General features: G+C 64.8%; 19 protein-coding genes. 12 read left to right on the top strand and 7 right to left on the bottom strand.

Going from position 1 to position 21840, the window contains the following annotated elements; translation table 11 throughout:
* Positions 1-41 precede the first annotated feature (41 nt).
* From AC0L30_RS16365 to AC0L30_RS16355, 3 genes are all read right to left on the bottom strand, one after another.
* Positions 42-1268 (bottom strand): GGDEF domain-containing protein, encoded by a 1227-nt coding sequence (locus AC0L30_RS16365; RefSeq protein WP_473404713.1) that lies wholly within the window; start codon positions 1266-1268, stop codon positions 42-44.
* Between the two features lie 85 nt (positions 1269-1353).
* Positions 1354-2856 carry a class I adenylate-forming enzyme family protein gene (locus AC0L30_RS16360; RefSeq protein WP_219684368.1) on the bottom strand — a complete coding sequence of 501 codons (1503 nt, stop codon included), beginning with the start codon at positions 2854-2856 and terminating at the stop codon, positions 1354-1356.
* A 4-nt stretch (positions 2857-2860) separates the two neighbouring features.
* Positions 2861-4729 carry an extracellular solute-binding protein gene (locus AC0L30_RS16355; RefSeq protein ID WP_219684371.1) on the bottom strand — a complete coding sequence of 623 codons (1869 nt, stop codon included), beginning with the start codon at positions 4727-4729 and terminating at the stop codon, positions 2861-2863.
* A gap of 259 nt (positions 4730-4988) precedes the next feature.
* On the opposite strand from AC0L30_RS16355, the gene AC0L30_RS16350 reads away from it, so the two are divergent.
* The gene (locus tag AC0L30_RS16350; protein ID WP_219684367.1) at positions 4989-5792 is read left to right on the top strand and encodes an invasion associated locus B family protein; all 804 of its coding nucleotides are present in this window, start codon (positions 4989-4991) and stop codon (positions 5790-5792) included.
* A 77-nt stretch (positions 5793-5869) separates the two neighbouring features.
* Here AC0L30_RS16350 and hspQ read toward each other — a convergent pair whose 3' ends face one another.
* Positions 5870-6202 carry a heat shock protein HspQ gene (gene hspQ, locus AC0L30_RS16345; RefSeq protein ID WP_007590865.1) on the bottom strand — a complete coding sequence of 111 codons (333 nt, stop codon included), beginning with the start codon at positions 6200-6202 and terminating at the stop codon, positions 5870-5872.
* Between the two features lie 106 nt (positions 6203-6308).
* On the opposite strand from hspQ, the gene AC0L30_RS16340 reads away from it, so the two are divergent.
* On the top strand, positions 6309-7262 hold the full coding sequence (locus AC0L30_RS16340; protein WP_354160822.1) for an AEC family transporter: 954 nt from the start codon (positions 6309-6311) through the stop codon (positions 7260-7262).
* 7 nt (positions 7263-7269) lie between these two features.
* On the opposite strand, the gene AC0L30_RS16335 is transcribed toward AC0L30_RS16340, so the two are convergent.
* The gene (locus AC0L30_RS16335; protein ID WP_473404712.1) at positions 7270-8454 is read right to left on the bottom strand and encodes a UbiH/UbiF family hydroxylase; all 1185 of its coding nucleotides are present in this window, start codon (positions 8452-8454) and stop codon (positions 7270-7272) included.
* Between the two features lie 87 nt (positions 8455-8541).
* Here AC0L30_RS16335 and pcsA point away from each other — a divergent pair, with 87 nt between their 5' ends.
* The 3 genes from pcsA to AC0L30_RS16320 all read left to right on the top strand — a co-directional run bounded on the left by pcsA (position 8542) and on the right by AC0L30_RS16320 (position 11088).
* Complete coding sequence (pcsA, locus tag AC0L30_RS16330; RefSeq protein WP_219684364.1) at positions 8542-9309, top strand: phosphatidylcholine synthase; 768 nt, start codon at positions 8542-8544, stop codon at positions 9307-9309.
* A complete protein-coding gene (locus AC0L30_RS16325; protein WP_473404711.1) occupies positions 9306-10040 on the top strand; it encodes a TerC family protein in 735 nt (244 codons plus the stop codon). Before pcsA ends, AC0L30_RS16325 begins: the two co-directional genes overlap by 4 nt.
* Positions 10041-10113: 73 nt before the next feature.
* Positions 10114-11088, top strand: coding sequence for a quinone oxidoreductase family protein (locus AC0L30_RS16320; RefSeq protein WP_007590887.1), 975 nt, complete (start codon positions 10114-10116; stop codon positions 11086-11088).
* A 97-nt stretch (positions 11089-11185) separates the two neighbouring features.
* Here AC0L30_RS16320 and AC0L30_RS16315 read toward each other — a convergent pair whose 3' ends face one another.
* Positions 11186-12382, bottom strand: a complete 1197-nt coding sequence (locus AC0L30_RS16315; RefSeq protein ID WP_473404710.1) for an acetylornithine transaminase — start codon at positions 12380-12382, stop codon at positions 11186-11188.
* 403 nt (positions 12383-12785) lie between these two features.
* Between AC0L30_RS16315 and AC0L30_RS16310 the strand changes: the two genes are divergently transcribed.
* From AC0L30_RS16310 to AC0L30_RS16300, 3 genes are all read left to right on the top strand, one after another.
* On the top strand, positions 12786-13733 hold the full coding sequence (locus AC0L30_RS16310) for a hypothetical protein (RefSeq protein ID WP_473253631.1): 948 nt from the start codon (positions 12786-12788) through the stop codon (positions 13731-13733).
* A 125-nt stretch (positions 13734-13858) separates the two neighbouring features.
* On the top strand, positions 13859-14290 hold the full coding sequence (locus AC0L30_RS16305) for a MerR family transcriptional regulator (protein ID WP_473404709.1): 432 nt from the start codon (positions 13859-13861) through the stop codon (positions 14288-14290).
* Positions 14223-14666: a carboxymuconolactone decarboxylase family protein gene (locus AC0L30_RS16300; protein WP_473253630.1), complete on the top strand. Its 444-nt coding sequence runs from the start codon at positions 14223-14225 to the stop codon at positions 14664-14666. The genes AC0L30_RS16305 and AC0L30_RS16300 overlap by 68 nt, the downstream gene beginning before the upstream one ends.
* A gap of 77 nt (positions 14667-14743) precedes the next feature.
* Here the strand turns inward: AC0L30_RS16300 and rimO are convergent, their stop codons facing one another.
* Entirely contained in the window at positions 14744-16069 is a 1326-nt protein-coding gene (gene rimO / locus AC0L30_RS16295; RefSeq protein WP_007590900.1) for a 30S ribosomal protein S12 methylthiotransferase RimO, read from the bottom strand.
* Between the two features lie 111 nt (positions 16070-16180).
* Between rimO and AC0L30_RS16290 the strand changes: the two genes are divergently transcribed.
* The 4 genes from AC0L30_RS16290 to AC0L30_RS16275 all read left to right on the top strand — a co-directional run bounded on the left by AC0L30_RS16290 (position 16181) and on the right by AC0L30_RS16275 (position 21648).
* On the top strand, positions 16181-16771 hold the full coding sequence (locus AC0L30_RS16290; protein WP_473404708.1) for an ANTAR domain-containing response regulator: 591 nt from the start codon (positions 16181-16183) through the stop codon (positions 16769-16771).
* Complete coding sequence (locus AC0L30_RS16285; protein ID WP_473404707.1) at positions 16768-17931, top strand: CmpA/NrtA family ABC transporter substrate-binding protein; 1164 nt, start codon at positions 16768-16770, stop codon at positions 17929-17931. The genes AC0L30_RS16290 and AC0L30_RS16285 overlap by 4 nt, the downstream gene beginning before the upstream one ends.
* Before the next feature lie 331 nt (positions 17932-18262).
* The gene (locus AC0L30_RS16280; RefSeq protein WP_473404706.1) at positions 18263-20044 is read left to right on the top strand and encodes a NirA family protein; all 1782 of its coding nucleotides are present in this window, start codon (positions 18263-18265) and stop codon (positions 20042-20044) included.
* Positions 20041-21648, top strand: coding sequence for a sulfite reductase subunit alpha (locus AC0L30_RS16275; RefSeq protein ID WP_473253628.1), 1608 nt, complete (start codon positions 20041-20043; stop codon positions 21646-21648). Before AC0L30_RS16280 ends, AC0L30_RS16275 begins: the two co-directional genes overlap by 4 nt.
* The last annotated feature ends 192 nt before the right edge of the window (positions 21649-21840 follow it).

Here is a 21840-nt window from a genome sequence, read left to right as displayed (position 1 = left end):
CAAGTGCGCCTTTGCCCACCCTACGGCAGCTCGCGAGGTAATTACGACGCCGCCCGCGACGCGTCGGCCGAGAGCCGCCCAAGTAGCGACCTTGCCGTATCCGACGGCGACAGCGAATCCACCGAGACCACGGGATCGCTGCGCATTTCGTGCTTGCCGTTCGACGTGTGCCGCATCACGGCAGAGAGGCGGCGGGCGATCATGTGGGCGGTGCGGAAGTCGGTTTCGGCGAACACGACGATGACCGACCCGTCCTTCTGCGCCACGCCAAAATCCATCTGTCGCATCAGGCGGCTGAGAATGCGCGCGGCATCGAGCTGGGCGCGGGAATTGCCGGGATCGAAGGCGAAGCGTGCGACCGAGAGGCCGCCGCCGTGGGCCAGCGTCTGCTCGACCGCCTTGGCAAAATCGCGGGCAAAGGCCTCTACCGTGAGCAGACCGCTGCGCGGGTCGAGCCAGCCGCCGGCATCCATCGAGCGCAGCGTGCGGCTCAGCTGGGCTTCCATCGCGTGCTGGCGGATCAGGGGCAGCGCGTTGGCGGCGACCTTCGCCGGCTCGCCCGGGATCAGCTCGAGATTGGGCAAGTCATAAGCCTGCGTCAACTGATGCGCGGTGACGACCACGGGCAGGCTGCGGAAGCGAGTGTCCTCGGCGAGCACCGTGAGGAAGGCATCGGTCACGCGGGCGGTAAAACCTTCGGCGAGCACGACGCCGTCGAGGTCGCGGGTGTTGAGATGCTTGGCCGCGGCCTCGATCGAGAGCGCGCCGACGACGCCAATACGCTCGCCTAGCGCAACGGAAAGCGCGGGGTAAGCCACGCCGCGACCGATCAGAAGCACCGTAGCATCGCGAACGGGATCAGCGTCCGGCAGCGCGACTTTCACCTCGGGCAGCCGGCGCAGCACCGTGGCATGAAGCGTGCGAATCCGTAGCGCGGCGCGAAGCCGTGCGATCAGGCGTTCGGAATGGCCGGCGCGCGAGGAGGAGAAGGGCAGGGCGTTGTGCGGGAGCGCGCCCGCCGCGTCCAACGCCACGAAGGGAAGGTAAGGCGATTGCTCGGCGATCTTCCTGGCGAGCAGCGCCAGATGCGGCTCGTGCCCGGCATCCATCGCGGCGAGAACCACGGCCGGCTGCACCTCTTCGACCGCGCGCGTCGCGCCGGCCCAGCCGGTGTCGATCACGGGGAAGAATCGCGCCTCGTCCAGCGCCGCGATGAAGGCCGGCCGCTCGCCATTGGACACAAACAGGATCGGGCCGGCCTGGGACATCGAGAGACTCTGATCACGCGACAGGTGCCGCGCAATCTAGTCCGGCCGCCTTAATGCAGCGTCAATGGAACGGTCGAAATGACCCTCAACCCGGTCCGGAACGGTCGCGAAAAGCTTCGACCATCAGGGGGTTAAGCCCGAGTTCACTGAGCGCCTCGCGGGCGCGGGCATTGTCCTGGGCTCGGCCCGCGAGCCGGTGACCGGAGAGCCGGTCGGGCAGCGCGGTCAGCAGGGCGCCCTGGCCGAGCCGGCGCGCCCATTCCTGGAGGTCGTTGGAGAGGAAGCGGTAGCCGCCGACGGCCATGATCCCGGAGGGCGGCGCGGTGATGCAGATCGCGCCGCTGGGACGATCGAGCCGCGCGGCATAGCCGGTATCGACATAGTCACGTGGCGGCTGCGCGATCAGGGTGTCGCCGGCCGGCTGTGGCGGGGCGTAGGCCGCGATCGGCACCATCGGGCCGCGCAGGCCGAGCGTGCCCTTCGGCGTCAGCAGAATCTCGCCGGCGATCGATGAACCCGACTGCTCGCGTGGCGCGCCGTGCGGTCCCGGCATCACCGGTACCGGCATGCCGTCCTCGCCACGCCGGGCGCCGAACAATCCGGCCTCGCCGAACAGATAGACGTCCGTGAACGGCGCGTGCGGCGCGATCCATGCCTCGCTCGCCGCCACCTGCTCGGGCGCGCGCCACAGGCCGATGACGTTGCGCAAGGTCGGCATCCGCGCCGCCAGATCGGAATCGCCGAGCCGCTGGGCAAATTGCGCCGGTGCGATCAGCACGTCGCATTCGTGCGCGTTGATCTGCTGCTCCAGCACGTCGTTCTCGAACGGATGATGCAGCGCCAGCGTACCGCCGCACAGCAGCCACACCGCGAGCGAGGAGGCGAGCCCTGCGAACGACATCGGCGTGAACGCCGCCATCACGGTCGCGCCCTGCCTGACGTCGGCTTCCAGCGACATCGCGAGCCCACCGGCGATCAGGCTGAAATGCGGTCGCGGCACCGGACGAAAGCCTTCCGCGGTAACGTCGAAGGAGATCATCGCCGCCTTGCGGCCATCCTGAATCACGGCGCGCGAGGTGCCGGGCGGACGGGCCTGCACGTCGTCGAGCGAGGCCATGCCTTCGGGCAGGTTGGTGCCGAAGCCGCAGACATGGCGAATCGAGAAGGCTTCCGCGGCCGCATGCATGGCGAGATCGGCATAGCTGACGCCGTCGACCGTACTCATGGTGACGATGGCGCGCGCCGCGGTGCGGTTGAGAGCGGCGGTCAGTTCGGCATGGCGCCAGAGCAGCGGCAGCACGGCAACGACGAGGCCGGCGCGATGGGCGGCGAGAACGGTGAGCACGAACTCGACCGTATTCGGCAGCTGGATGGCGATGACGGAATTGGCCGGCAGGCCCGATTCGACGAAATAGGCGGACAGCGCCTCGATGGCCGTGTCAGCCTCGGCATAGCTCATCCGCCGCGGCTGGTGCCCGGTCACGCGGAACTTGTTCAGCGGGTCGAGCAGGGCAGTCGCGTGCGGCTGCCGCATCAGCGTGCGCTGAAACAACGTGTCGAGCGTCGGCGATACGGCTGGCTGGTTCACGGCGTCACTTTGCTTGATCAGCTTGCGGCTGCCCCTTCGACCACCAGGTCTCCGGCAAATAGCCGGACAGCGAGGTGGCCTCTGGCCGTTCTATCCGATTCCAGCGCGCGATCCATTGCTCGGATACGTTAAACAGGGGGATTGTATAGAAACCGGAGATCAAAGCGCGATCGAGCGCCCGTACCGCGGATACGAAATCCGTATGTTCACGGGCTTCCAGCAGTGCGGCGATCATCGCATCGACCGCGGGATCCCGGGCCCCCATGTAGTTGCGGGTGCCCGGATTGTCGGCGGCAGCGCTCCCCCAGTAGAAATATTGCTCGTTGCCGGGCGACAGCGACTGGTCCCAGCGGTTCTGGATCATGTCGAACTCGTAGGCGAGCCGGCGCTGGTCGAACTGCACGGGATCGACCGATCGCACGCTCGGCTCGATGCCGGCGCGCCTGAGGTCGCGCTGGAACGCAAGCGCGACGCGTTCCTGGTCGCGGGTCGTGACCAGGATCTCGAAGGTGAAGGGCGCCTTGGTCGCGCGGTTGTGCAGCACAGTGCCGTCGAGATCGTAGCCGGCTTCCGACAACAGCTTCAGGGCCGCGCGTAGCGTGGTCCGGTCGCGGCCCGAACCGTCGGTCACCGGCAGGCGGTAGCTGCCGTCCATGATGTCAGGCGGAATCTGCGCGGCGAACGGCTTGAGCAGCTCGCGCTCGCGCGTATCGGAGGGATGGCCATACGCTGACAGGTCCGAGCCGGCAAAATAGCCGGCGACGCGCGAGTAGAGGTTGAAGAAGTAGTTGCGGTTGACCAGCTCGAAATCGAACAGCAGCGTCAAGGCTTGGCGGACGCGGATGTCGGCGAAGATGGGACGCCGCGTGTTGAACACCAGAAATTCGGAAGGTTGCGGCACGCCCGGCTTGAAGGTGTCGCGGATCACGTCGCCATTCTTCGCCGCGGGAAAGTCGTAGCCGTCATGCCAGCGCAGCGGCTCGTGCTCGATGCGGAAATCATAGAGGCCGCGCTTGAAAGCTTCGAACTGGCCGTTGGCCTCGCGAAAATAGTCGAGCCTGATCTCGTCGAAATTGTAGAGCCCGCGATTGATGGGGAGGTCACGGCCCCAATAGTCGGGATTGCGGGTGAGCGTCACGCTGGCACCGGGCCTCACCGCGGTGACGCGATAGGGGCCGGAGCCGACCGGACCCGTCAGCGTCGTCTCCTCGAAAGCCGCGACGTCGACCGCGTGTTTCGGCAGGATCGGCATCAAGCCGAGGATCAGCGGCAGTTCGCGGTCATTGGCCCCCGCAAGGTCGAAGCGGACGGTGAGGGGATCCGGCGCCTCGGCGCTTGCGACCTTGCCGTAATATTGCCGGTGGTTGGGGCGGCCGTGGTCGCGCAGCAGCTGCCAGGAGAACAGCACGTCCTCGGCGCGGACCGGCTTGCCGTCGGAGAAGCGGGCGCGGGGATCGATGTGGAACGTGACAAAGCTCCGCTCGTCATCGGTCTCGACCGATCTGGCGAGCAGGCCGTAGAGCGTGAACGGCTCGTCATTGCCGCGCGCGAGCAGGCTCTCGATCACGTAGTTCCGCATCTGCTGCACGGCCAGTCCCTTGACGATGAAGGGATTGAGGCTGTCGAAGGTGCCAAGAACGCCCCAGGTCAGCCGGCCGCCTTTGGGGGCATCAGGATTGACGTAAGGCATGTGGGTGAAATCGGCAGGCATCGCCGGCTTGCCGTGCATCGCGATGGCGTGGGCCTCCTCTGCCCCCGCGCCGCTTGCCGGGAGCCCCAAGGCGAATGAGACCCCCAAGCCGAAAGCCAGGGTGCAGAGGCGGACGCAAAGACCTTCAGGGCGGCCCTCGAGAAGGCGCTGGAACATGAACATCTGCACACGTTGATTCGAGGACCGCGGGCCTGAATCCTATCACAGGGATTTTCCCGGGGGCGCACGCCGGCGCGCGGCCAAAGACGCTTGTCGGCATTGATCTTTTCGTCGGCCACGTTAAGAAGGCACGCAATCGCGCACGAGCGCCGAGCCGTCACTTATCCGCCTCATTTGACGGGGAGAGAGCCGCGCCCAAGGCGGCCAGGTTCGGTGCGTCGAAGCGGTTCGGGCACTTCCCGTTTAGAAAGGGTTTTCCGCAATGAATTTCCGTTACTTGGCCGCGTCCGTCCGGCCGCGCGGGCGACTTCTCGCCTTGTTGACGGCGACGGCGTTGGCCGTCCCGTTTGCCGCCGAGGCTCAGGCGCCGGCTCCGGGCGCGCCCGCGCCCAAGGCGGCTCCGAAGGCCGCTCCGAAGGCTGCCCCAAAAGCGCCGGCGCCGGCCGCTCAGGCACCCGCCCAACCGGCACCCGCCCAAGGCGCTCCGGCGCAGCAGGGCGCGGCCCAGCCGGCCGATCAGCAGATCCAGCTGATCTATGCCCCCTGGACCAAGTTCTGCCTCAAGGGCCAGGACGCCAACGCCAAGCAGGTCTGCTTCACCGGCAAGGACGGCCGTATCGAGTCGGGCCAGCCGGTCATCGCAGCCGTCATCATCGAGCCCGAAGGCGAGCCGAAGAAGATCCTGCGCGTGACGCTGCCGCTCGGCATGCAGCTGGTGCACGGCACCCGCATCATCGTGGACAACAATCCGCCGTTGCAGAGCCCGTATGTGATCTGCTTCCAGAACGGCTGCATGTCCGACTACGAGGCCACGCCCGAGTTCATCAACAACATGAAGAAGGGCCAGAACCTCGTTGTTCAGGCGATCAATGCCAACGGCGCACCGCTGACGCTGCCGCTGCCGCTCGCCGGCGAATTCCAGAAGGCCTATGACGGTCCGCCGACCGATCCGAAGGTGTTCGAGGAAACTCAGAGGAAGCTGCAGGAAGAGCTCCAGAAGAAGGCTGAAGAGCTGCAGAAGAAGCAGCAGCAAGCGCCTGGCGCCGCTCCGGCCGGACAGAAGTAATCAGCGATCAATCCCGCACATGAAAAAGGCGCTCGGTTCGAGCGCCTTTTTTGCTGGCCAGTTGGTGGCGGCGAAACTCAGTTCAGCGATGGATTCCGCGGGCGGTAACCGCCGGTCTTGTCCTTGACGAAGATCTCGGCGACCTGGGAATGCCGGACCGGCTCGCCGGAATCGTCCGGCACGAGATTCTGTTCGGAGACATAGGCGACGTATTCCGACTCCGAGTTCTCCGCGAGCAGGTGATAGAACGGCTGGTCCTTGTGGGGCCGCACCTCCTCGGGGATCGACAGCCACCACTCCTCGGTGTTGTTGAATTCCGGATCGATGTCGAAGATCACGCCCCGGAACGAGAAGATCCGGTGGCGCACGACCTGTCCGATCTGGAATTTGGCGGTCCGCGCTTTAATCATTCCCCGTCGATAGACCAGGATTGTGGCCGATGCTAGTGCCCTGATCTGGAATTAACCCGCGGTTGCGGGGCAGATAACCCCACAATCTTCAGAAAACACTTCATCAATGGTCGATATCCTCAATCTGGCTCTACCTTATTTCGGCTTAATCTTCGTTGGATTCGCCTGTGGCAAGGTCAAGTCGCTTCCGGAATCGGGCCTCGCCTGGATGAACTTCTTCCTGCTCTATGTGTCGCTGCCGGCGCTGCTGTTTGCGATCATGTCGAAGACGCCGTTTTCGGAATTGAACAACCCGCCGTTCCTGGTCGCGACCACGCTGTCGACGGTTGCGGCGTTCACACTCGCGCTGGTGATCGGCAAGGTTCTCGGCCGGCTGACACTGCGCGAGGCGACGCTTGCCGGGCTCTCGGGCGGCTACGGTAATATCGGCTACATGGGACCGGGCCTGGCGCTCGCCGTGCTCGGGCCGAAGGCCTCGGCGCCGACTGCGCTGATCTTCTGCTGCGACAGCATCTTTCTGTTCACGATCGTGCCGCTGCTGATTGAGCTCTCGGACCGCGATCATCCCTCGATCGTGCATGCCTTCGGCGTCGTGCTGAAGCAGATCGTGCTCAACCCGCTGATCATGTCGGCCTGTTTCGGCGCGGCCTTCGCATCGCTGCATATCGAGATGCCGGTCGCGCTCGATCGCACCATCACCTTCCTCCAGAACGCAGCCGCCCCGACCGCGCTGTTCGTGCTCGGCGTCACCGTGGCGCTCCGTCCGTTCGATCGGGTCCCGTGGGAAGTGCCGGGCGTGATCGCGATCAAGCTCCTGATCCACCCGCTCGCAGCTTTCGGCCTGATGCTGGCGTTCGGCCCGTTCGCGCAGCCCTGGGCCGCGACCGCCGTGCTGATGGCCTCGCTGCCGCCGGCGTTGAACGTGTTCGTCATCGCCCGGCAGAACGACGCCTGGATCGAATCCGCCTCCGTCGCAGTGCTCCTTGGGACCTTTGCGTCCGTTGTCACGCTGACCAGCGTGATGTGGGCGATCCAGACCGGGCGGCTGGCGTTTCCTTGAGCGGCGGTTACTTCCGCCAAGTCGGCGTCAGCCCCTCGCGCATGGCGAAGCGGCGCAGCGGGCCGATCGCGCCAAGCAGGTGCATGCCGACCGCGCGGACAGGCTGGAGCGGCAGGAAATCGTTGAGCAGCGAGCGGTTGGCGATGTCGATCGCAAAAGTCCGGCTCAGGATGTCCGGACGCCGCGCCCGGTCGTAACGTTTGAGCACGTCGGGCGCGCCGGGATCCTGACCGGCCGCGATGGCCTCGCCTGCGAGCCTCGCAATGTCGGCGGCATCGCGAAGGCCGAGATTGAGGCCCTGGGCGCCGATCGGGGGAACCACATGGGCGGCTTCGCCGACCAGCGCGATGCGGTCGCGACCAAAGGATTTTGGACGTTCGATCGCCAGCGGGAACAAATGGCGGCCCGGCTCCACCGTCATGCGTCCGAGGATCGAATGGGACTGCTTCTCGATCGCGGCGGACAATTCCTCGTCGCTCAGGCCGCGAAGTCGCTCTGCGTCCGCAGGCGCCGAGACCCAGACGACGCTGGAGCGATCGCCGGGCAGAGGCACGAACACGCAAGGGCCATGCGGGGTGTGGAACTCGGTCGAGACGTTGCGATGGGGCCGCGCGTGGCCGACATTGAAGGTCAGCGCCGTCTGGGTCAGCTCGCGCCGCGTCACCGCGACGCCGGAGGCTTGGCGGCACAGCGAATGCCGGCCGTCGGCGCCGACCACGAGGCGGGCCGAGAGAAATTGCGCAGCCGCGGTGCGGATCGCGACGTCATCGGCTTCGATGACGACAGTTTCGGCCTCGTCGTCGAAACGGACGACATCGGGCAGTTCGGCCGCGCGCGCCTCCAGCGCCAGCATCAGCGAGCGGTTGTCGATATTGTAACCGAAGGCATCGAGGCCGATTTCGTGGCAGGAGAACCGGACCTCGGGGCTGCGAAACAGCCGGCCGGTGTCGTCGACGAGTCGCATGATTTCGAGCGCGGCCGCCTTGTCTTTGCAGCGCGGCCAGACGTCGAGGCTCTCCAGCAGATCGACGGAGGCACCGAGCAGCGCCGTGGTTCGATTGTCGGCATAGGGCACGCGACGCGCCACCAGCGCGGTCCGTGCGCCCGCCTGCGCCAATGCGATGGCTGCGCTAAGTCCCGCCGGTCCGCCGCCGATCACGGCCGCGTCAAAAAGTGTCGATGCATCTGTCATGGAACGACATTTGACACGCCCCGCGGCAAATTCAAGCCCACTGATATTTCCCTGATTTTATGACGAATTGTGCGACCGGGCGACGCAATGGCTTATGTGCAAACCGGTGTCATTCTGATAGCAGAAGCCATGGAAAGCCAAGAGGATTCCCTGAAGCCCAGGCCCGCGATCCGCGCCGCCGCCTTCTCGGTGCACATCTTCACCGCGTTCGGTGCGGCGATCGCGCTGCTGGCGATGCTTGAGGCCGTGCGCGAGCACTGGGCGGCGATGTTTCAATGGCTGGGCGTCGCCCTCATCATCGACGCGATCGACGGTCCGATCGCGCGGCGGCTCAACGTCAAGGACGTGCAGCCGAACTGGTCGGGCGACGTGCTCGATCTCGTGGTCGATTTCGTCACCTACGTCTTCGTGCCGGCCTATGCGATCGTGGCCAGCGGCTTGCTGCTGCCGGTCGCAGCACCCTTGCTCGGCGTCGCCATCATCGTCACCAGCGCATTATATTTCGCCGATCTGCGCATGAAGGCGGAGGACAATCATTTCCGCGGTTTTCCGGCGCTGTGGAATGCGGCGGCGTTCTATCTGTTCCTGCTGCACTGGTCGCCGCTGCTCTCGACGCTGCTGGTCGCGGCCCTGGTGGTGCTGACCTTCGTGCCGTTCCACGTGCTGCATCCCGTGCGCGTCGTGCGGCTGCGTTGGCTGACGATGTCGCTGATCGCGATCTGGGCTCTGCTCTCCTTCTACACGCTGCAGATGGACTTTCGCGTCGGCACCGGCGTGACTGTCGCGCTCTGCGCGATCGCGCTCTGGATCAGCTTTAGCGACGCATTGATACGGCTGACAAGATCCTTCGCATGATGCACCTGTTGACCAGCCCCGAAGCCTGGGCCGCGCTCCTCACCCTGACCGCGCTCGAGATCGTACTCGGCATCGACAACGTCATCTTCCTGTCGGTGATCGTCTCGCGCATTCCCGAGAAGCAGGCGCACCGCGCCCGCCAGATCGGGCTGGCGCTGGCGCTGATCTTCCGCATCATCCTGCTCAGCCTCCTGGTCTGGCTGATCGGCCTGACCGCGCCGGTGTTTTCGTTTTCGGGTTACGGCTTCTCCTGGCGCGACCTCATCCTGATCGGCGGCGGCCTGTTCCTGATCGCGAAGGCGACGCACGAGATTCATGGCGAGGTCGAAGCCGATGACGGCGAGGGCGACGAAAAGTCCCCTCGTAACGCTTTCTTCTGGGTCATCGTCCAGATCGTGATCATCGACATGGTGTTCTCGCTGGACTCGATCATCACCGCGATCGGCATGGCGCAGGACCTCGAGATCATGATCGCGGCCGTCGTGATAGCCTGTCTCATCATGTACATTTCGTCCGGGCCGGTGTCGCGATTCGTCGCGGAGCACCCGACCACGAAAATGCTGGCGCTGGCCTTCCTGGTGCTGATCGGCGTCGCGCTGGTTGCGGACGGATTCCAATTCCACATCCCGCGCGGCTACATCTATTTCGCGATTGCGTTCTCGGCGGCGGTCGAGTTCTTCAACGTGCTGGCAAAACGCAACCGCAGGAAAACCGGCAAGCCGTCGGTCTAGACGTTCAGCCGGGTCGAGTTGACAAGGCGGGCGCGATGTCTTTCGCTGGTCCGCCAGAAGAGGAGGTCAGGTGATGACCAAAGCCGTCCGTGTGCACAAGGTCGGAGGCCCCGAAGCCCTGGTCTATGAGAGCGTCGATGTTCCGGCGCCCGGGCCCGGCGAGGTGCGCATCCGCCAGCATGCCGTCGGCCTGAACTTCATCGACGTCTATTACCGCACCGGCCTCTACAAGGCGCCGGGGCTGCCCTTCATCGCCGGCAACGAGGCCTCGGGCGAGGTTCTCGCAGTCGGGCCGGGCGTGACGAATTTCCATCCGGGCGATCGCGTCGCCTACTACCACAATCTCGGCGCCTATACCGGGGAGCGCAACATCCCCTGGGAGCGGTTGGTCAAGCTGCCCGACCACATCACCCACGAGCAGGGCGCCGTGCTGATGCTGAAGGGGCTGACCGTGTGGTATCTCCTGCACAAGACCTTCAAGGTCGAGCCGCATCATCGCGTGCTGATCCATGCCGCGGCGGGCGGCATCGGCCTGCTCGCCTGCCAATGGGCGAGGGCCATGGGCGCCCACGTCATCGGCACCGTCGGCTCGCGCGAGAAGGCTGCGCTTGCCGAGGCCAATGGCTGCGACCATGTCATCCTCTACAACGAGGAAGACTTCGTCGCGCGCGTCAAACAGATCAGCCGCAACGAGGGCTGCGACGTGGTCTATGATGGCGTCGGCAAGGCGACATTCCCGGGCTCGCTGTCCTGCCTGAAGCCGCGCGGGATGTTCGTCTCCTTCGGCAATGCCTCGGGCCCGGTGCCGCCGTTCTCGATCGCCGAGCTCAACACCCACGGCTCGCTGTTTGCGACCCGGCCCAAGCTCAACGACTATATCGGCACGCGCAAGGAATTGCTGGAAGGCGCCGACACGCTGTTCGCCGCCGTCATCAACGGCAAGCTGCACGTGCCGATCAACCATGCCTACGCGCTCAAGGACGCCGCCAAGGCGCATATCGATCTCGAAAGCCGCAAGACCACCGGCGCGTCGATCTTGAAGCCGTAGCTCGCCGTCATTGCGAGCGAAGCGAAGCAATCCAGAATCTTTCCATTGAGGCAGTCTGGATTGCTTCGTCGCTTCGCTCCTCGCAACGACGAACGCGTCACGCCACGCGCCGTGCCGCGCCTGCCCTGGTCAAAATCCCGTCCAGACAATCGATCATCTCGGCGATCTCGGCCCGCGTGACGTTCAGCGCCGGCATGAAGCGCAACGTGTCGACCTGCGGCGCGTTCAGCAGCACGCCGGCCTCGAACGCCTGCGCGACGATGCCGGGCGCGATCGGCAGCTTGAGGTCGAGCGCGAGCAGGAGGCCGCGGCCACGCACTTCGCCAAGCCCATGCCGCGCCGAGACCTTCTGCAATTCGCTTTCAAGCAGCAGCCCGGTTTCGGTCGCCGTCTTCAGGAAATCCAGCTTGCTGACCTCGTCGAGCACCGCCAGTCCCGCCGCGCACATGATCGGGTTGCCGTTGAACGTGCCGCCCTGGTCGCCGTGCTCGAAGCAGGCGGCGCGGTCGGTCGCGAGCAGCGCCGCGAGCGGCACGCCGCCGCCGATGCCCTTGCCGAGCGTCATGATATCAGGGGCGATGCCGGTGTGCTCGTAGTGGAAGAGCTTGCCGGTCCGGCCCATGCCGGTCTGGATCTCGTCGAAGATCAGGAGGAGGCCGTGCGCGTCGGTGAGGGCGCGCAACTCCTGCAAGAACTGATCGGTCGCCGGCCACACGCCTGATTCACCCTGGATAGGCTCGAGCATCACAGCGACGGTGTTGTCGTTGATCAGCTTTTCGACCGACGCGATGTCGTTGAGCTTCGCCTTCTTGAAACCGGCGACCTTCGGCTCGAACAGCGGCTCAAAGGCCTTCTTGCCCGAGGCCGACATCGTCGCCAGCGTGCGGCCGTGAAAGCTGCCTTCGAAGCTGATGATCTCGAATGCGCCACCTCTGTGGATGCCGCCATATTTGCGCGCGAGCTTGATCGCGCCCTCGTTGGCTTCCGCGCCGGAATTGGCGAAGAACACCTGGTCGAACGCGCTGTTTGCGACCAGTGCCTGCGCGAGCTTCAGACTGGGCTCGTTGTAGAAGGCCGGGCTCGGCGTCAGCAGCCGCTTGGCCTGCGCGGCAAGCGCGTCGGCGATCGCGGGCGGGGAGTGGCCGAGGCAGTTGACGGCCCAGCCCTGCACGAAATCGAGATAGCGCTTGCGGTTGTCGTCCCAGAGGTAGGAGCCGGCGCCACGGACGAACACGGCCTTGGGCCGAGCGGTGATGTCCATCAACGCGTCATACGGATGGGTGGCGTTGGTCATGTCGAACTCCTCTGGAGGCGGGGGAAAAGGGCGCGCGAACAGCAAAAAGGCCGCACCTTGCGGGTGCGGCCTTCTCGAAAACTTACGCTGAATTCAGTGCTTCAGCGGCGTCGTCGGACATGGCGCACCCTCTCATCGTCGCGGGAGCGACGGCGGAGCATTTCGGTGCGCTGATGGGTCCGAGCGTTGATCATGGTGCGCGGCAATACATGCGAAAGGTGGGGCTTGTCAAGCGGGCGCTTTACAAACCACACGCGCAGCGTGCATGGGGCAGGTGAGAGATGCGCGCCTGGAAACCATTATGTCTCTAGCGCGTTTGTGATCACAGGACGCGAATTGGCTCGAACCGAACGCATGACGGTTCGGACCAAGAGGGGCGGGACCAACCAGATAGTTTTAAACCTTGTCCGACACGCCTTATCCGATCGACCTCGACAGCATTCGCGGCGCGTTTCCGCCGGGCATCGAGGCGCCGTCGCTGTTGCTGGACTTCGCCGGCTGGTTGGAGGGGCGCCCCTGGGGCAGCGTCGGCTGCTTCTCCTTGCAAGGCCAATTCTCCGATCACGCTCCGATTGTCGACGGCAGTCCCTTGCGCGACAGGTTTTCGCTGTTCATGCGGTTGCCGGATGGCTCGGCTGTTGGCGGCTGGTATGGCGCGGGTCTCGACCGTGACAATCCGCCGATCGTGGGGCTTGGGTCCGAGGGCGATTACGAGCTGCTGGCACCGAGCCTCGATGGCCTGCTCGCAAAACTGACGTCGCAACAATTCGACAAGGCCTGGAGCGATCTGAAGCCGCACGACGAAGTCGAATGCCAGACGGTCGAACTTGCGCAATGGCTCATCGGACGGCTGAGCGGGGAGATGGCGGCGCCCGATGACGATCCGTCGGAGCTGCCCGACTTTCGCGGTTTCATGGAAAAATGGAGCCGGGATCGCGAAGACTACTGGGCCAATCATCGCTTGATGGCCGAACTCGGCTGGCGCCTCGCCGCGCATCTACCGAAGGGCAAGAAGCCCTGGGATAGGACGAGCTTCGAGATCGCGATCGTCGGCAGGCAATACCAGGCGCGTGTGCTGACGGGCGGGCCGCAGCCGTTCGAGGAAGCCGCCGCGATCGAATCCCTGCTGCGCGATCTGCGCGAGGAGATGCGCCGCGCGCAGCCTGAGCTCGGGCTGTGGTACGCGATGAACTTCGGGCTTTATGCCGACGGCCGCGTCATGCCCAACTTCGAATACGATGTGCGCCCGAGCATCGACGGCGAGCCTGCGAAGTTGTCCGAGGCACAAGCCGATCTTGCCCGCGCGCCGCGGCCGGAGCGCTGGGTGCCGAAATGGCTGGCGGGATCTTGAAGCCCGGATTGCCGCGACGCTGCCGCCCCGCCGGCGCGCCGAAATCTTTGCACCTTCGATCCCCCTTGACTTAGAGCGCGCTCGAAGGGGTATCTGTACATGCGTCAGTACGAGAACGGGCACACATGAAGATCGGCGACCTCGCAAAACGAACCGGCCTGTCGACGCACACGCTGCGCTACTACGAGCGCATCGGGCTGCTGCCATACGCCGACCGGGATCGCTCCGGCCAGCGTGACTTTGACGCATCGATCTTCACATGGATCGCATTCCTTGGTCGGCTCAAGACCACGGGAATGCCGATCCGGGACATGTTGCGTTACGCGGCGCTTCGTGACGAAGGCGACGCTACCGGCTCAAGCCGGCGGCAGATGCTGGAAGTCCACCGCGAACAGGTGCGCACGCAGATTGCCGAACTCCAGGAATGCCTGCTCGTCCTTGATACCAAGATCGCCGGCTATGCCAGCGACGAACAGAGGACGAAGGAAAATGACGCACGCCCAAACGCAAGACGAAAGCCGCTTCGATCGCGGACAGCGGGCCCTGTTACGCATTGACGGCAGAGCTGGTGAAGCGGTCGTCGCCTCACTCGCCGACATTGCTCCGGATTTCGCACGATACGTGATCGAGTTTCCGTTCGGCGACATTTACTGCCGCCCGGGCCTCGGCCTGCGCGATCGCGAGATCGCGACGATCGCCGCGCTGACGGCCCTCGGAAATGCCGCGCCTCAGCTCAAGGTGCATATCGAGGCGGGTCTGAACGTCGGGCTGTCTCGCGACGAGATCGTGGAGGTCATCATGCAGATGGCCGTCTATGCGGGCTTCCCGGCGGCGCTGAACGGGCTGTTCGCAGCCAAGGAAGTGTTCGCCGCACGTGACGAACAGCAGGCGTCGGGAGAAGCGAACGGCGGGCGTGATGTTGCCGTAGCTTAGCGACGGCTCGCGACCTCTCCCGCTTGCGGGAGAGGGAGCGGAGAGTTCGTCGCTGCACTGACCGCGACAGCGGAAGATCAGAATCCCGCGACGCTGCCGTGCAGGTCGTATTGGTCGGCGCGCTCGATCTTGGCGGTGACGATCTCGCCGACGCGCAAGGGGCGGCGGCTCGACAGGTAGACGGCGCCGTCGATCTCCGGCGCATCGGCCTTGGAGCGGCCCTTTGAGACGGTCGGGCCGACCTCGTCGATGATGATCTGCTGGCGGGTGCCCACCTTGCGCTTCAGCCTGCGCGCGGAGATTTTCTGCTGGCGCGCCATCAGCGCGTTGTAGCGCTCCTGCTTGATCTCTTCCGGCACGGGGTTCTCGATCGCGTTCGCGGTCGCGCCGGCGACCGGCTCGTACTTGAAGCAGCCGAGCCGATCGATCTCGGCTTCGTCCAGCCAGTCGAGCAGATAGGCAAAGTCCGCGTCGGTTTCGCCGGGGAAGCCGACGATGAAGGTCGAGCGCAGAGCGAGATCGGGACATTGCTCGCGCCAGCGCTTGATGCGCGCCAGCGTCTTGTCCTGCGCTGCCGGGCGCTTCATCGCCTTCAGCACCTCGGGGCTTGCATGCTGGAACGGGATGTCGAGATAGGGCAGCACCTTGCCCTCGTTCATCAGCGCGATGACCTCGTCGACATGCGGGTAGGGGTAGACATATTGCAAGCGGACCCAGGCGCCCAATTCGCCGAGCTCGCGCGCGAGGTCGATGAATTTGGCGCGGACCTGGCGATCCTTCCACGGACTCTCGGCGTATTTCAGATCGACGCCATAGGCCGAGGTGTCCTGCGAGATCACCAGCAGCTCCTTGACGCCGGCGCCGACCAGGCGCTCGGCCTCGCGCAACACGTCGTTGGCCGGTCGCGAGACCAGGTCGCCGCGCAGCTTCGGAATGATGCAGAAGGTGCAGCGGTTGTTGCAGCCCTCGGAGATTTTCAAATAGGCATAGTGCCGCGGCGTCAGCTTGATGCCCTGCGGCGGCACCAGATCGAGATGCGGATTGTGGGCGGGCGGCAGCGCGCGATGCACGGCGTCCAGCACGCTCTCATATTGCTGCGGGCCGGTGATGGAGAGCACGCCAGGATAGGCCTGCTCGATCTGCTCGGGTTCCGCGCCCATGCAACCGGTCACGATCACCTTGCCGTTCTCGGCCATGGCCTCGCCGATCGCCGAGAGCGATTCCTGCTTGGCGCTGTCGAGGAAGCCGCAGGTGTTGACGATGACGATGTCGGCCCCGTCATGCTTGCGGGCGAGCTCGTAGCCTTCGGCGCGCAGGCGCGTGATGATGCGCTCGGAATCCACCAAAGCCTTGGGGCACCCGAGCGACACGAAGCTGACCTTCGGCGCAGCCGTCTGATCCATATCCAAATCTGCCTGATTGACAGGGTTGAGCTAGTCCCAATTGCCCATAATTACAACCCTTTGCATGGCCGGCGGGCATGCTATGGATGAATCACTGGTGGTGAGTGAGCAATGAGCGCCGAACAGTCGCCCAAAATCGTGATCGTCGACGAAAGCCCGATCCGGGCTGCGATCCTCGAGGAAGGGTTGCGGGAGGCCGGATTCACGCAGATCGTTCATATCAGCGAGATGCAAAGCCTGCTCGCCCGTATTTATGCGGTCGACCCCGACATCATCCTGATCGACCTGGAAAACCCCAGCCGCGACGTGCTGGAAGCGATGTTCCAGGTCAGCCGCGCCGTGAAGCGGCCGATCGCGATGTTCGTCGACCAGAGCGATTCATCCTCGATCCAGGCCTCGGTCGAGGCGGGGGTCTCCGCCTACATCGTCGACGGGCTGAGGAAGGAGCGCATCAAGCCGATCCTCGACCTCTGCGTGTCGCGCTTCAATGCCTTCGCGAAACTCCAGGAGGAGCTGGAGCGTACCAAGTCGCAGCTCGAGGATCGCAAGGTCATCGAGAAGGCCAAGGGCATCCTGATGAAGTTGAAGGGCCTGACCGAGGACGAGGCCTATGTGCTGCTGCGCTCCACCGCGATGCGCGAGAAGAAGAAAATCGGCGAGATCGCCCAGTCGATCATCACCGCGTCGGAGATGCTGAAATGACCACTCCCCTCCGCATCGGGTTCATTCCGCTGGTCGATGCCGCAGCGCTGATCGTTGCCGTCGACAAGGGATTTGCCGCGGCCGAAGGGCTCGAGGTCGAACTGGTCCGCGAGGTCTCCTGGTCCAACGTCCGCGACAAGCTCAATATCGGCTTGTTCGACGCCGCGCACCTGCTCGCGCCCGTCGCGATCGCGTCCTCGCTCGGTCTCGGGCATGTCAAGGTGCCGATCGCGGCGCCCTTCAATCTCGGCATCAACGGCAACGCGATCACGGTCTCGCCGGCGCTTCATGCGGCACTGATGGAGGAGATCGACGGCGACCGCTTCGATCCGCTCGCCACGGCAAAAGCGTTGGCGCGTGTGGTCGCCAAGCGGCGCAAAGCGGGGGCCGACCCGTTGACCTTCGGCATGACCTTCCCGTTCTCGACCCACAATTACCAATTGCGGTTCTGGATGGCGGCGGCCGGCGTCGATCCCGACGAGGACGTGCGGCTGGTGGTGCTGCCGCCGCCCTATATGGTCGACAGTCTCGCCAATGGGCATGTCGATGCGTTCTGCGTCGGCGCACCTTGGAATTCGATCGCGGTCGATCTCGGGATCGGCCACATCCTGCATTTCGTCTCCGACATCCTGGCCCATGCGGCGGAGAAGGTGCTGGCGCTCCGCCAGGTCTGGGCCGACAAGAATCCGGACGTGGTCGCCAGCCTGGTGCGCGCGGCGGTGAAAGCCGCCGAGTTCATCGAGCATCCGGAAAACCGGACCGAAGCGGCGCAGATCCTGGCGCAGCCCGAGCGGATCGGTGTCGATGCCGAAGTCATTCAGCGCACCCTCACGGGGCGCCTCAAGATTTCGCCGGATGGCACCTTTCGCGAGAGCGGCAGCTACCTCCTGGTGGGACGCGAGGAAGCAGGGCGCCCCGATCCGGTCCAGGCCGCCTGGCTTTATGCGCAGATGGTTCGCTGGGGGCAGACGACGCTGACGGCCGACGGCGTCAAGACGGCCATGGCCGTGTTCAGGCCCGACCTCTACGACGGCGCCCTCGGCCGCCGGCCGCCCGCCCAAGCCCCCGCGGCATTCGGCGCATTCGCCGGCCCCGCCTTCGATCCCGCCAATATTCGGGGGCATCTCGAAGCCTTCGAGGTGGGTCGCTGGAAGGTGTGATTCGGGCCTGCATCGTTTTTGAGCGCTGGAGATCCGAGTCTAAATTTTAGGCCGACTGCTCGAATTTCATAAGAGTTCCAGAGCCAAGAGTTCCCCAAGGCGCTCTTAATTACCTGATACTACACACATTTTCATTTCGTCGAAGCTGGCACGCAACTTGAATGTTGCAGTGCGGCCAGCCTGTCACAGATGCCTGCTGCGCCAGTCCCCAGCAACGAAGCTGATCGGACCGTTGGGTGCACAGCCGGCTCTCGAGCCAGCCGAGCTCCTCGCGGGTCGTGCACTTTCCGTCGATACCACCCAGGTGGCCGCAGGAGCTTCGTTACTGACCATGAAACTCGACACCGTCTCAGTCGACTTTACCGACGACCAGAAACGCTATCTCGAAGGCTTCACGACCGGTCTGCAGATCAGTCGCGTCGGTCGCGGTCTCGGCGGCGGCGCCGGCAAGGCGAACACCGAGCCGACCGGTCCCGATGCCGTGCACATCAAGGCGCAGGACAAGGTCATCGCCGCGGGCAAGAAGCTCGCCGACCAGGAGAAGGTCAAGCGCGACGAGCATCCCTTCGATGCGTATCCGCGTCTCCGCCAGCAGGCGCTCGACAATACGCCGCCGAGCCCGGCGGACAATTTCCGCTGGCGCTATTACGGCATCTTCTACGTCGCGCCGACGCAGGACTCCTACATGTGCCGTCTGCGCATTCCGAACGGCATCATGAAGCATTGGCAGCTGACCGGCCTTGCCGATCTCGCCGATGAAACGTGCGGTCCCTACAGCCACGTCACGACGCGCGCCAACCTGCAGCTTCGCGAGATCCCGCCGAAGAACGCCGTGAAGCTGATCGAGGGCATTCAGGACCTCGGCCTGTGCTCGCGCGGCTCCGGCGCCGACAACATCCGCAACGTGACGGGAACGCCGACGGCGGGCATCGATCCGCAGGAGCTGATCGACACGCGGCCTTATGCGCGCGAGTGGCACTACCACATCCTGAACGATCGCTCGTTGTATGGCTTGCCGCGCAAGTTCAACGTCGCCTTCGACGGTGCCGGCAGGATCGCCGTGCTCGAGGAGACCAACGACATCGCTTTCACGGCGGTCGAGGTGAAGGACGGCTTCGGCGTCGAGCCCGGGACCTGGTTCCGCCTCGGCCTCGGCGGCATCACCGGCCACAAGGACTTTGCCAAATATTCCGGCATCGTCGTGAAGCCTGAAAACGCGACCGCCGTTGCCGACGCCATCGTGCGCGTCTTCATCGAGCATGGCGACCGCACCAACCGCAACAAGGCGCGGTTGAAATACGTGCTCGACGCCATGGGCCATGACGGTTTCCTCAAGCTCGTCGAAGAGCGGCTGAAGACGCCATTCACGCGCGTGCCGGAAGAGGCGTTTGTGCCGCGACCGGCCGCGGACCGCATGGCGCATATCGGCGTGCACAAGCAGAAGCAGAACGGCTTGAACTGGATCGGCGTGTCGCTGACGCTCGGCAAGATCAGCTGCGATCAGATGCGGGGCCTCGCCAAGGTGGCGCGGGACCTCGGCGACGGCGAGATCCGTCTGACCGTCTGGCAAAACCTGCTGATATCAGGGGTGCGCGACGAGAATGTCGAACTCGCCATCGCGGCGATCAAGCAGATCGGGCTTGCGGTCGAGGCCTCGCATATCCGCGCCGGCCTGATCGCCTGCACTGGCAACGCCGGTTGCCGCTTTGCCGCCTCCAACACCAAACGCCACGCTGCCGAGATCGGCGACTGGTGCGAGCCGCGCGTCGAGATGGACAAGCCGGTCAACATCCACGTCACCGGCTGCCACCATTCCTGTGCCCAGCACTACATCAGCGACATCGGCCTGATCGGGGCGCGCGTGCCGGTGAACGACGAGGACACTGTCGAGGGCTATCATCTCTTCACCGGCGGCGGGTTCGGTCCTGACGCCGACGTCGGGCAGGAGGTCTACCACGACCTCAAGGCCGAAGACGCGCCGAAGACGGTCGAAGGGTTGCTCAAGGCCTATATCGCCCATCGCTCGTCTCCCGACGAGACGTTCCTGTCCTTTGCGCGCCGCCACGACGGCGAGACGCTGCGCAAGCTTGCCGATGCCGAGGTGTCTTCATGAACCAGATCAGCCCTCCACCCAAACTAGACATCATTCCCACGAGTGCCCCGTTCTCCGACGCGCAACGCTCCTGGCTGAACGGCTTCTTTGCCGGGCTGCTGTCGCCTGACGCGGCCACGCCGCTGTCGGCCGAGCAGGGCGCTGCTGTCATGCAAGGCGGTGATGGTGATGACGGTGAAGCGCCGTGGCACGACCAGACCATGCCGATCGCCGATCGGATGAAACTCGCCGAAGGCCGTCCCGTGCGGCGCAAGATGATGGCGGCGATGGCGCAGCAGGATTGCGGGCAGTGCGGCTACAATTGCCACGACTATTCGGAGGCGATCGCGAGCCGCAGTGAAGCGCGGCTCAACCTTTGCGTCCCCGGCGGCAAGGAAACCGCGCGGATGCTGAAGTCACTGCATGAAGAGCTGGACAAGGCGCCGGCGGCAAAGGCTGGCGACAAGCAAGACGCTGTGGCGGCCCCCGCCGTGACCGTGACGATCGCCGAGCCCGGCCGCTCGCGCGACAACCCTGTTGCGGCGACCTTCCTGTCGCGCCGTCTTCTCAACAAGGGAAAGTCCGAGAAGGAAACCTATCACGTCGAGTTCGATCTCTCCGAGAGCAAGCTCGACTATGTCGTCGGTGACAGTTTTGGCGTGTTCGCGCGCAACGAGCTCGGTCTCGTCGACCAGGTCATCGCGTTGCTCGGCGCGTCCCACACCACCAAGGTCAATGGCAAGACGCTGCGCGAGGTGCTGATCGACGACGTCTCGCTGTCGCCGGCGCCCGACACGCTGTTCGAACTGCTCTCCTTCATCACTGGCGGCGCGCAGCGCGAGAAGGCGCGGGCACTGGCGCAGGGCGAGGATCCCGATGGCGATGCCGCCACGCTCGACGTCATGGCGGCGCTGCAGAAGTTCTCGGGCACGCGGCCGCATCCTGAAGCCTTCGTCGAGGCGCTGGAGCCGCTGCAGCCGCGGCTCTATTCGATCTCGTCGTCGCACAATGCGACGCCTGGAAAGTTGTCGCTGACGGTCGATTCCGTGCGCTACGTGATCGGCAAGCGCAAGCGCATCGGCGTCGCCTCGACCTTCCTCGGGGAGCGCATCGCCGAAGGCGAGAAGCTCAAGGTCTATGTGCAGAAGGCGCACAATTTCGGTCTGCCGCAGGATCCGAAGACGCCGATCATCATGATCGGCCCCGGCACCGGCATTGCGCCGTTCCGCGCCTTCCTGTTCGACCGCAAGGCGACCGGTGCGCCCGGCAAGAACTGGCTGTTCTTCGGCCATCAGCGCAGCGATTGCGACTTCTTCTACCAGGAGGAGCTCAACGCGATGAAGACCTCGGGCCTGCTCACGCGCATGTCGCTGGCCTGGTCGCGCGACGGCGAGAAGAAGTTCTATGTGCAGGATCGCATGCGCGAGGTCGGCCGCGAGCTGTGGACGTGGCTCGCCGAGGGGGCGCATCTCTACATCTGCGGCGATGCGAAGCGCATGGCCAAGGACGTCGAGCGCGCGCTGGTCGATATCGTCGCCCAGTTCGGGGCGCGTTCGACCGACGAAGCCGTCAGTTTTGTCGCCGAGCTCAAGAAGACGGGCCGCTTCCAGGCTGACGTCTACTAGCTGTCATCCTACCGTCATCCGAGCCGGTTCCAACTGGCTCGGATTTGAACGAATAAGATTCTCGGAAGCGGCGGGCCAGGAGAATTTGCTCCTGCAATGCGGGGTCTTCAGAGAACCTGCATCGCTATTTCGGCGGGAGTCTTGCCCGCCACCCCGGTTGATCCCTCATAATCCCCCAAATGGGGCGTTGGA

It is taken from the genome of Bradyrhizobium sp. MI1.11, from assembly GCF_055811255.1.
The sequence above is the reverse complement of the archived record's forward strand: the minus strand, read 5'-3'. Positions and strand labels throughout refer to the sequence as shown.

What these genes read in the sequence shown, in the direction of transcription:
- AC0L30_RS16365 (WP_473404713.1), bottom strand. Translation starts at nt 1,268, where the DNA reads ATGTCCCAGGCCGGCCCGATCCTGTTTGTGTCCAATGGCGAGCGGCCG.
- AC0L30_RS16355 (WP_219684371.1), bottom strand. Translation starts at nt 4,729, where the DNA reads ATGTTCATGTTCCAGCGCCTTCTCGAGGGCCGCCCTGAAGGTCTTTGC.
- AC0L30_RS16350 (WP_219684367.1), top strand. Translation starts at nt 4,989, where the DNA reads ATGAATTTCCGTTACTTGGCCGCGTCCGTCCGGCCGCGCGGGCGACTT.
- hspQ (WP_007590865.1), bottom strand. Translation starts at nt 6,202, where the DNA reads ATGATTAAAGCGCGGACCGCCAAATTCCAGATCGGACAGGTCGTGCGC.
- AC0L30_RS16340 (WP_354160822.1), top strand. Translation starts at nt 6,309, where the DNA reads ATGGTCGATATCCTCAATCTGGCTCTACCTTATTTCGGCTTAATCTTC.
- AC0L30_RS16335 (WP_473404712.1), bottom strand. Translation starts at nt 8,454, where the DNA reads ATGACAGATGCATCGACACTTTTTGACGCGGCCGTGATCGGCGGCGGA.
- pcsA (WP_219684364.1), top strand. Translation starts at nt 8,542, where the DNA reads ATGGCTTATGTGCAAACCGGTGTCATTCTGATAGCAGAAGCCATGGAA.
- AC0L30_RS16325 (WP_473404711.1), top strand. Translation starts at nt 9,306, where the DNA reads ATGATGCACCTGTTGACCAGCCCCGAAGCCTGGGCCGCGCTCCTCACC.
- AC0L30_RS16320 (WP_007590887.1), top strand. Translation starts at nt 10,114, where the DNA reads ATGACCAAAGCCGTCCGTGTGCACAAGGTCGGAGGCCCCGAAGCCCTG.
- AC0L30_RS16315 (WP_473404710.1), bottom strand. Translation starts at nt 12,382, where the DNA reads ATGACCAACGCCACCCATCCGTATGACGCGTTGATGGACATCACCGCT.
- AC0L30_RS16305 (WP_473404709.1), top strand. Translation starts at nt 13,859, where the DNA reads ATGAAGATCGGCGACCTCGCAAAACGAACCGGCCTGTCGACGCACACG.
- AC0L30_RS16300 (WP_473253630.1), top strand. Translation starts at nt 14,223, where the DNA reads ATGACGCACGCCCAAACGCAAGACGAAAGCCGCTTCGATCGCGGACAG.
- rimO (WP_007590900.1), bottom strand. Translation starts at nt 16,069, where the DNA reads ATGGATCAGACGGCTGCGCCGAAGGTCAGCTTCGTGTCGCTCGGGTGC.
- AC0L30_RS16290 (WP_473404708.1), top strand. Translation starts at nt 16,181, where the DNA reads ATGAGCGCCGAACAGTCGCCCAAAATCGTGATCGTCGACGAAAGCCCG.
- AC0L30_RS16285 (WP_473404707.1), top strand. Translation starts at nt 16,768, where the DNA reads ATGACCACTCCCCTCCGCATCGGGTTCATTCCGCTGGTCGATGCCGCA.
- AC0L30_RS16280 (WP_473404706.1), top strand. Translation starts at nt 18,263, where the DNA reads ATGAAACTCGACACCGTCTCAGTCGACTTTACCGACGACCAGAAACGC.
- AC0L30_RS16275 (WP_473253628.1), top strand. Translation starts at nt 20,041, where the DNA reads ATGAACCAGATCAGCCCTCCACCCAAACTAGACATCATTCCCACGAGT.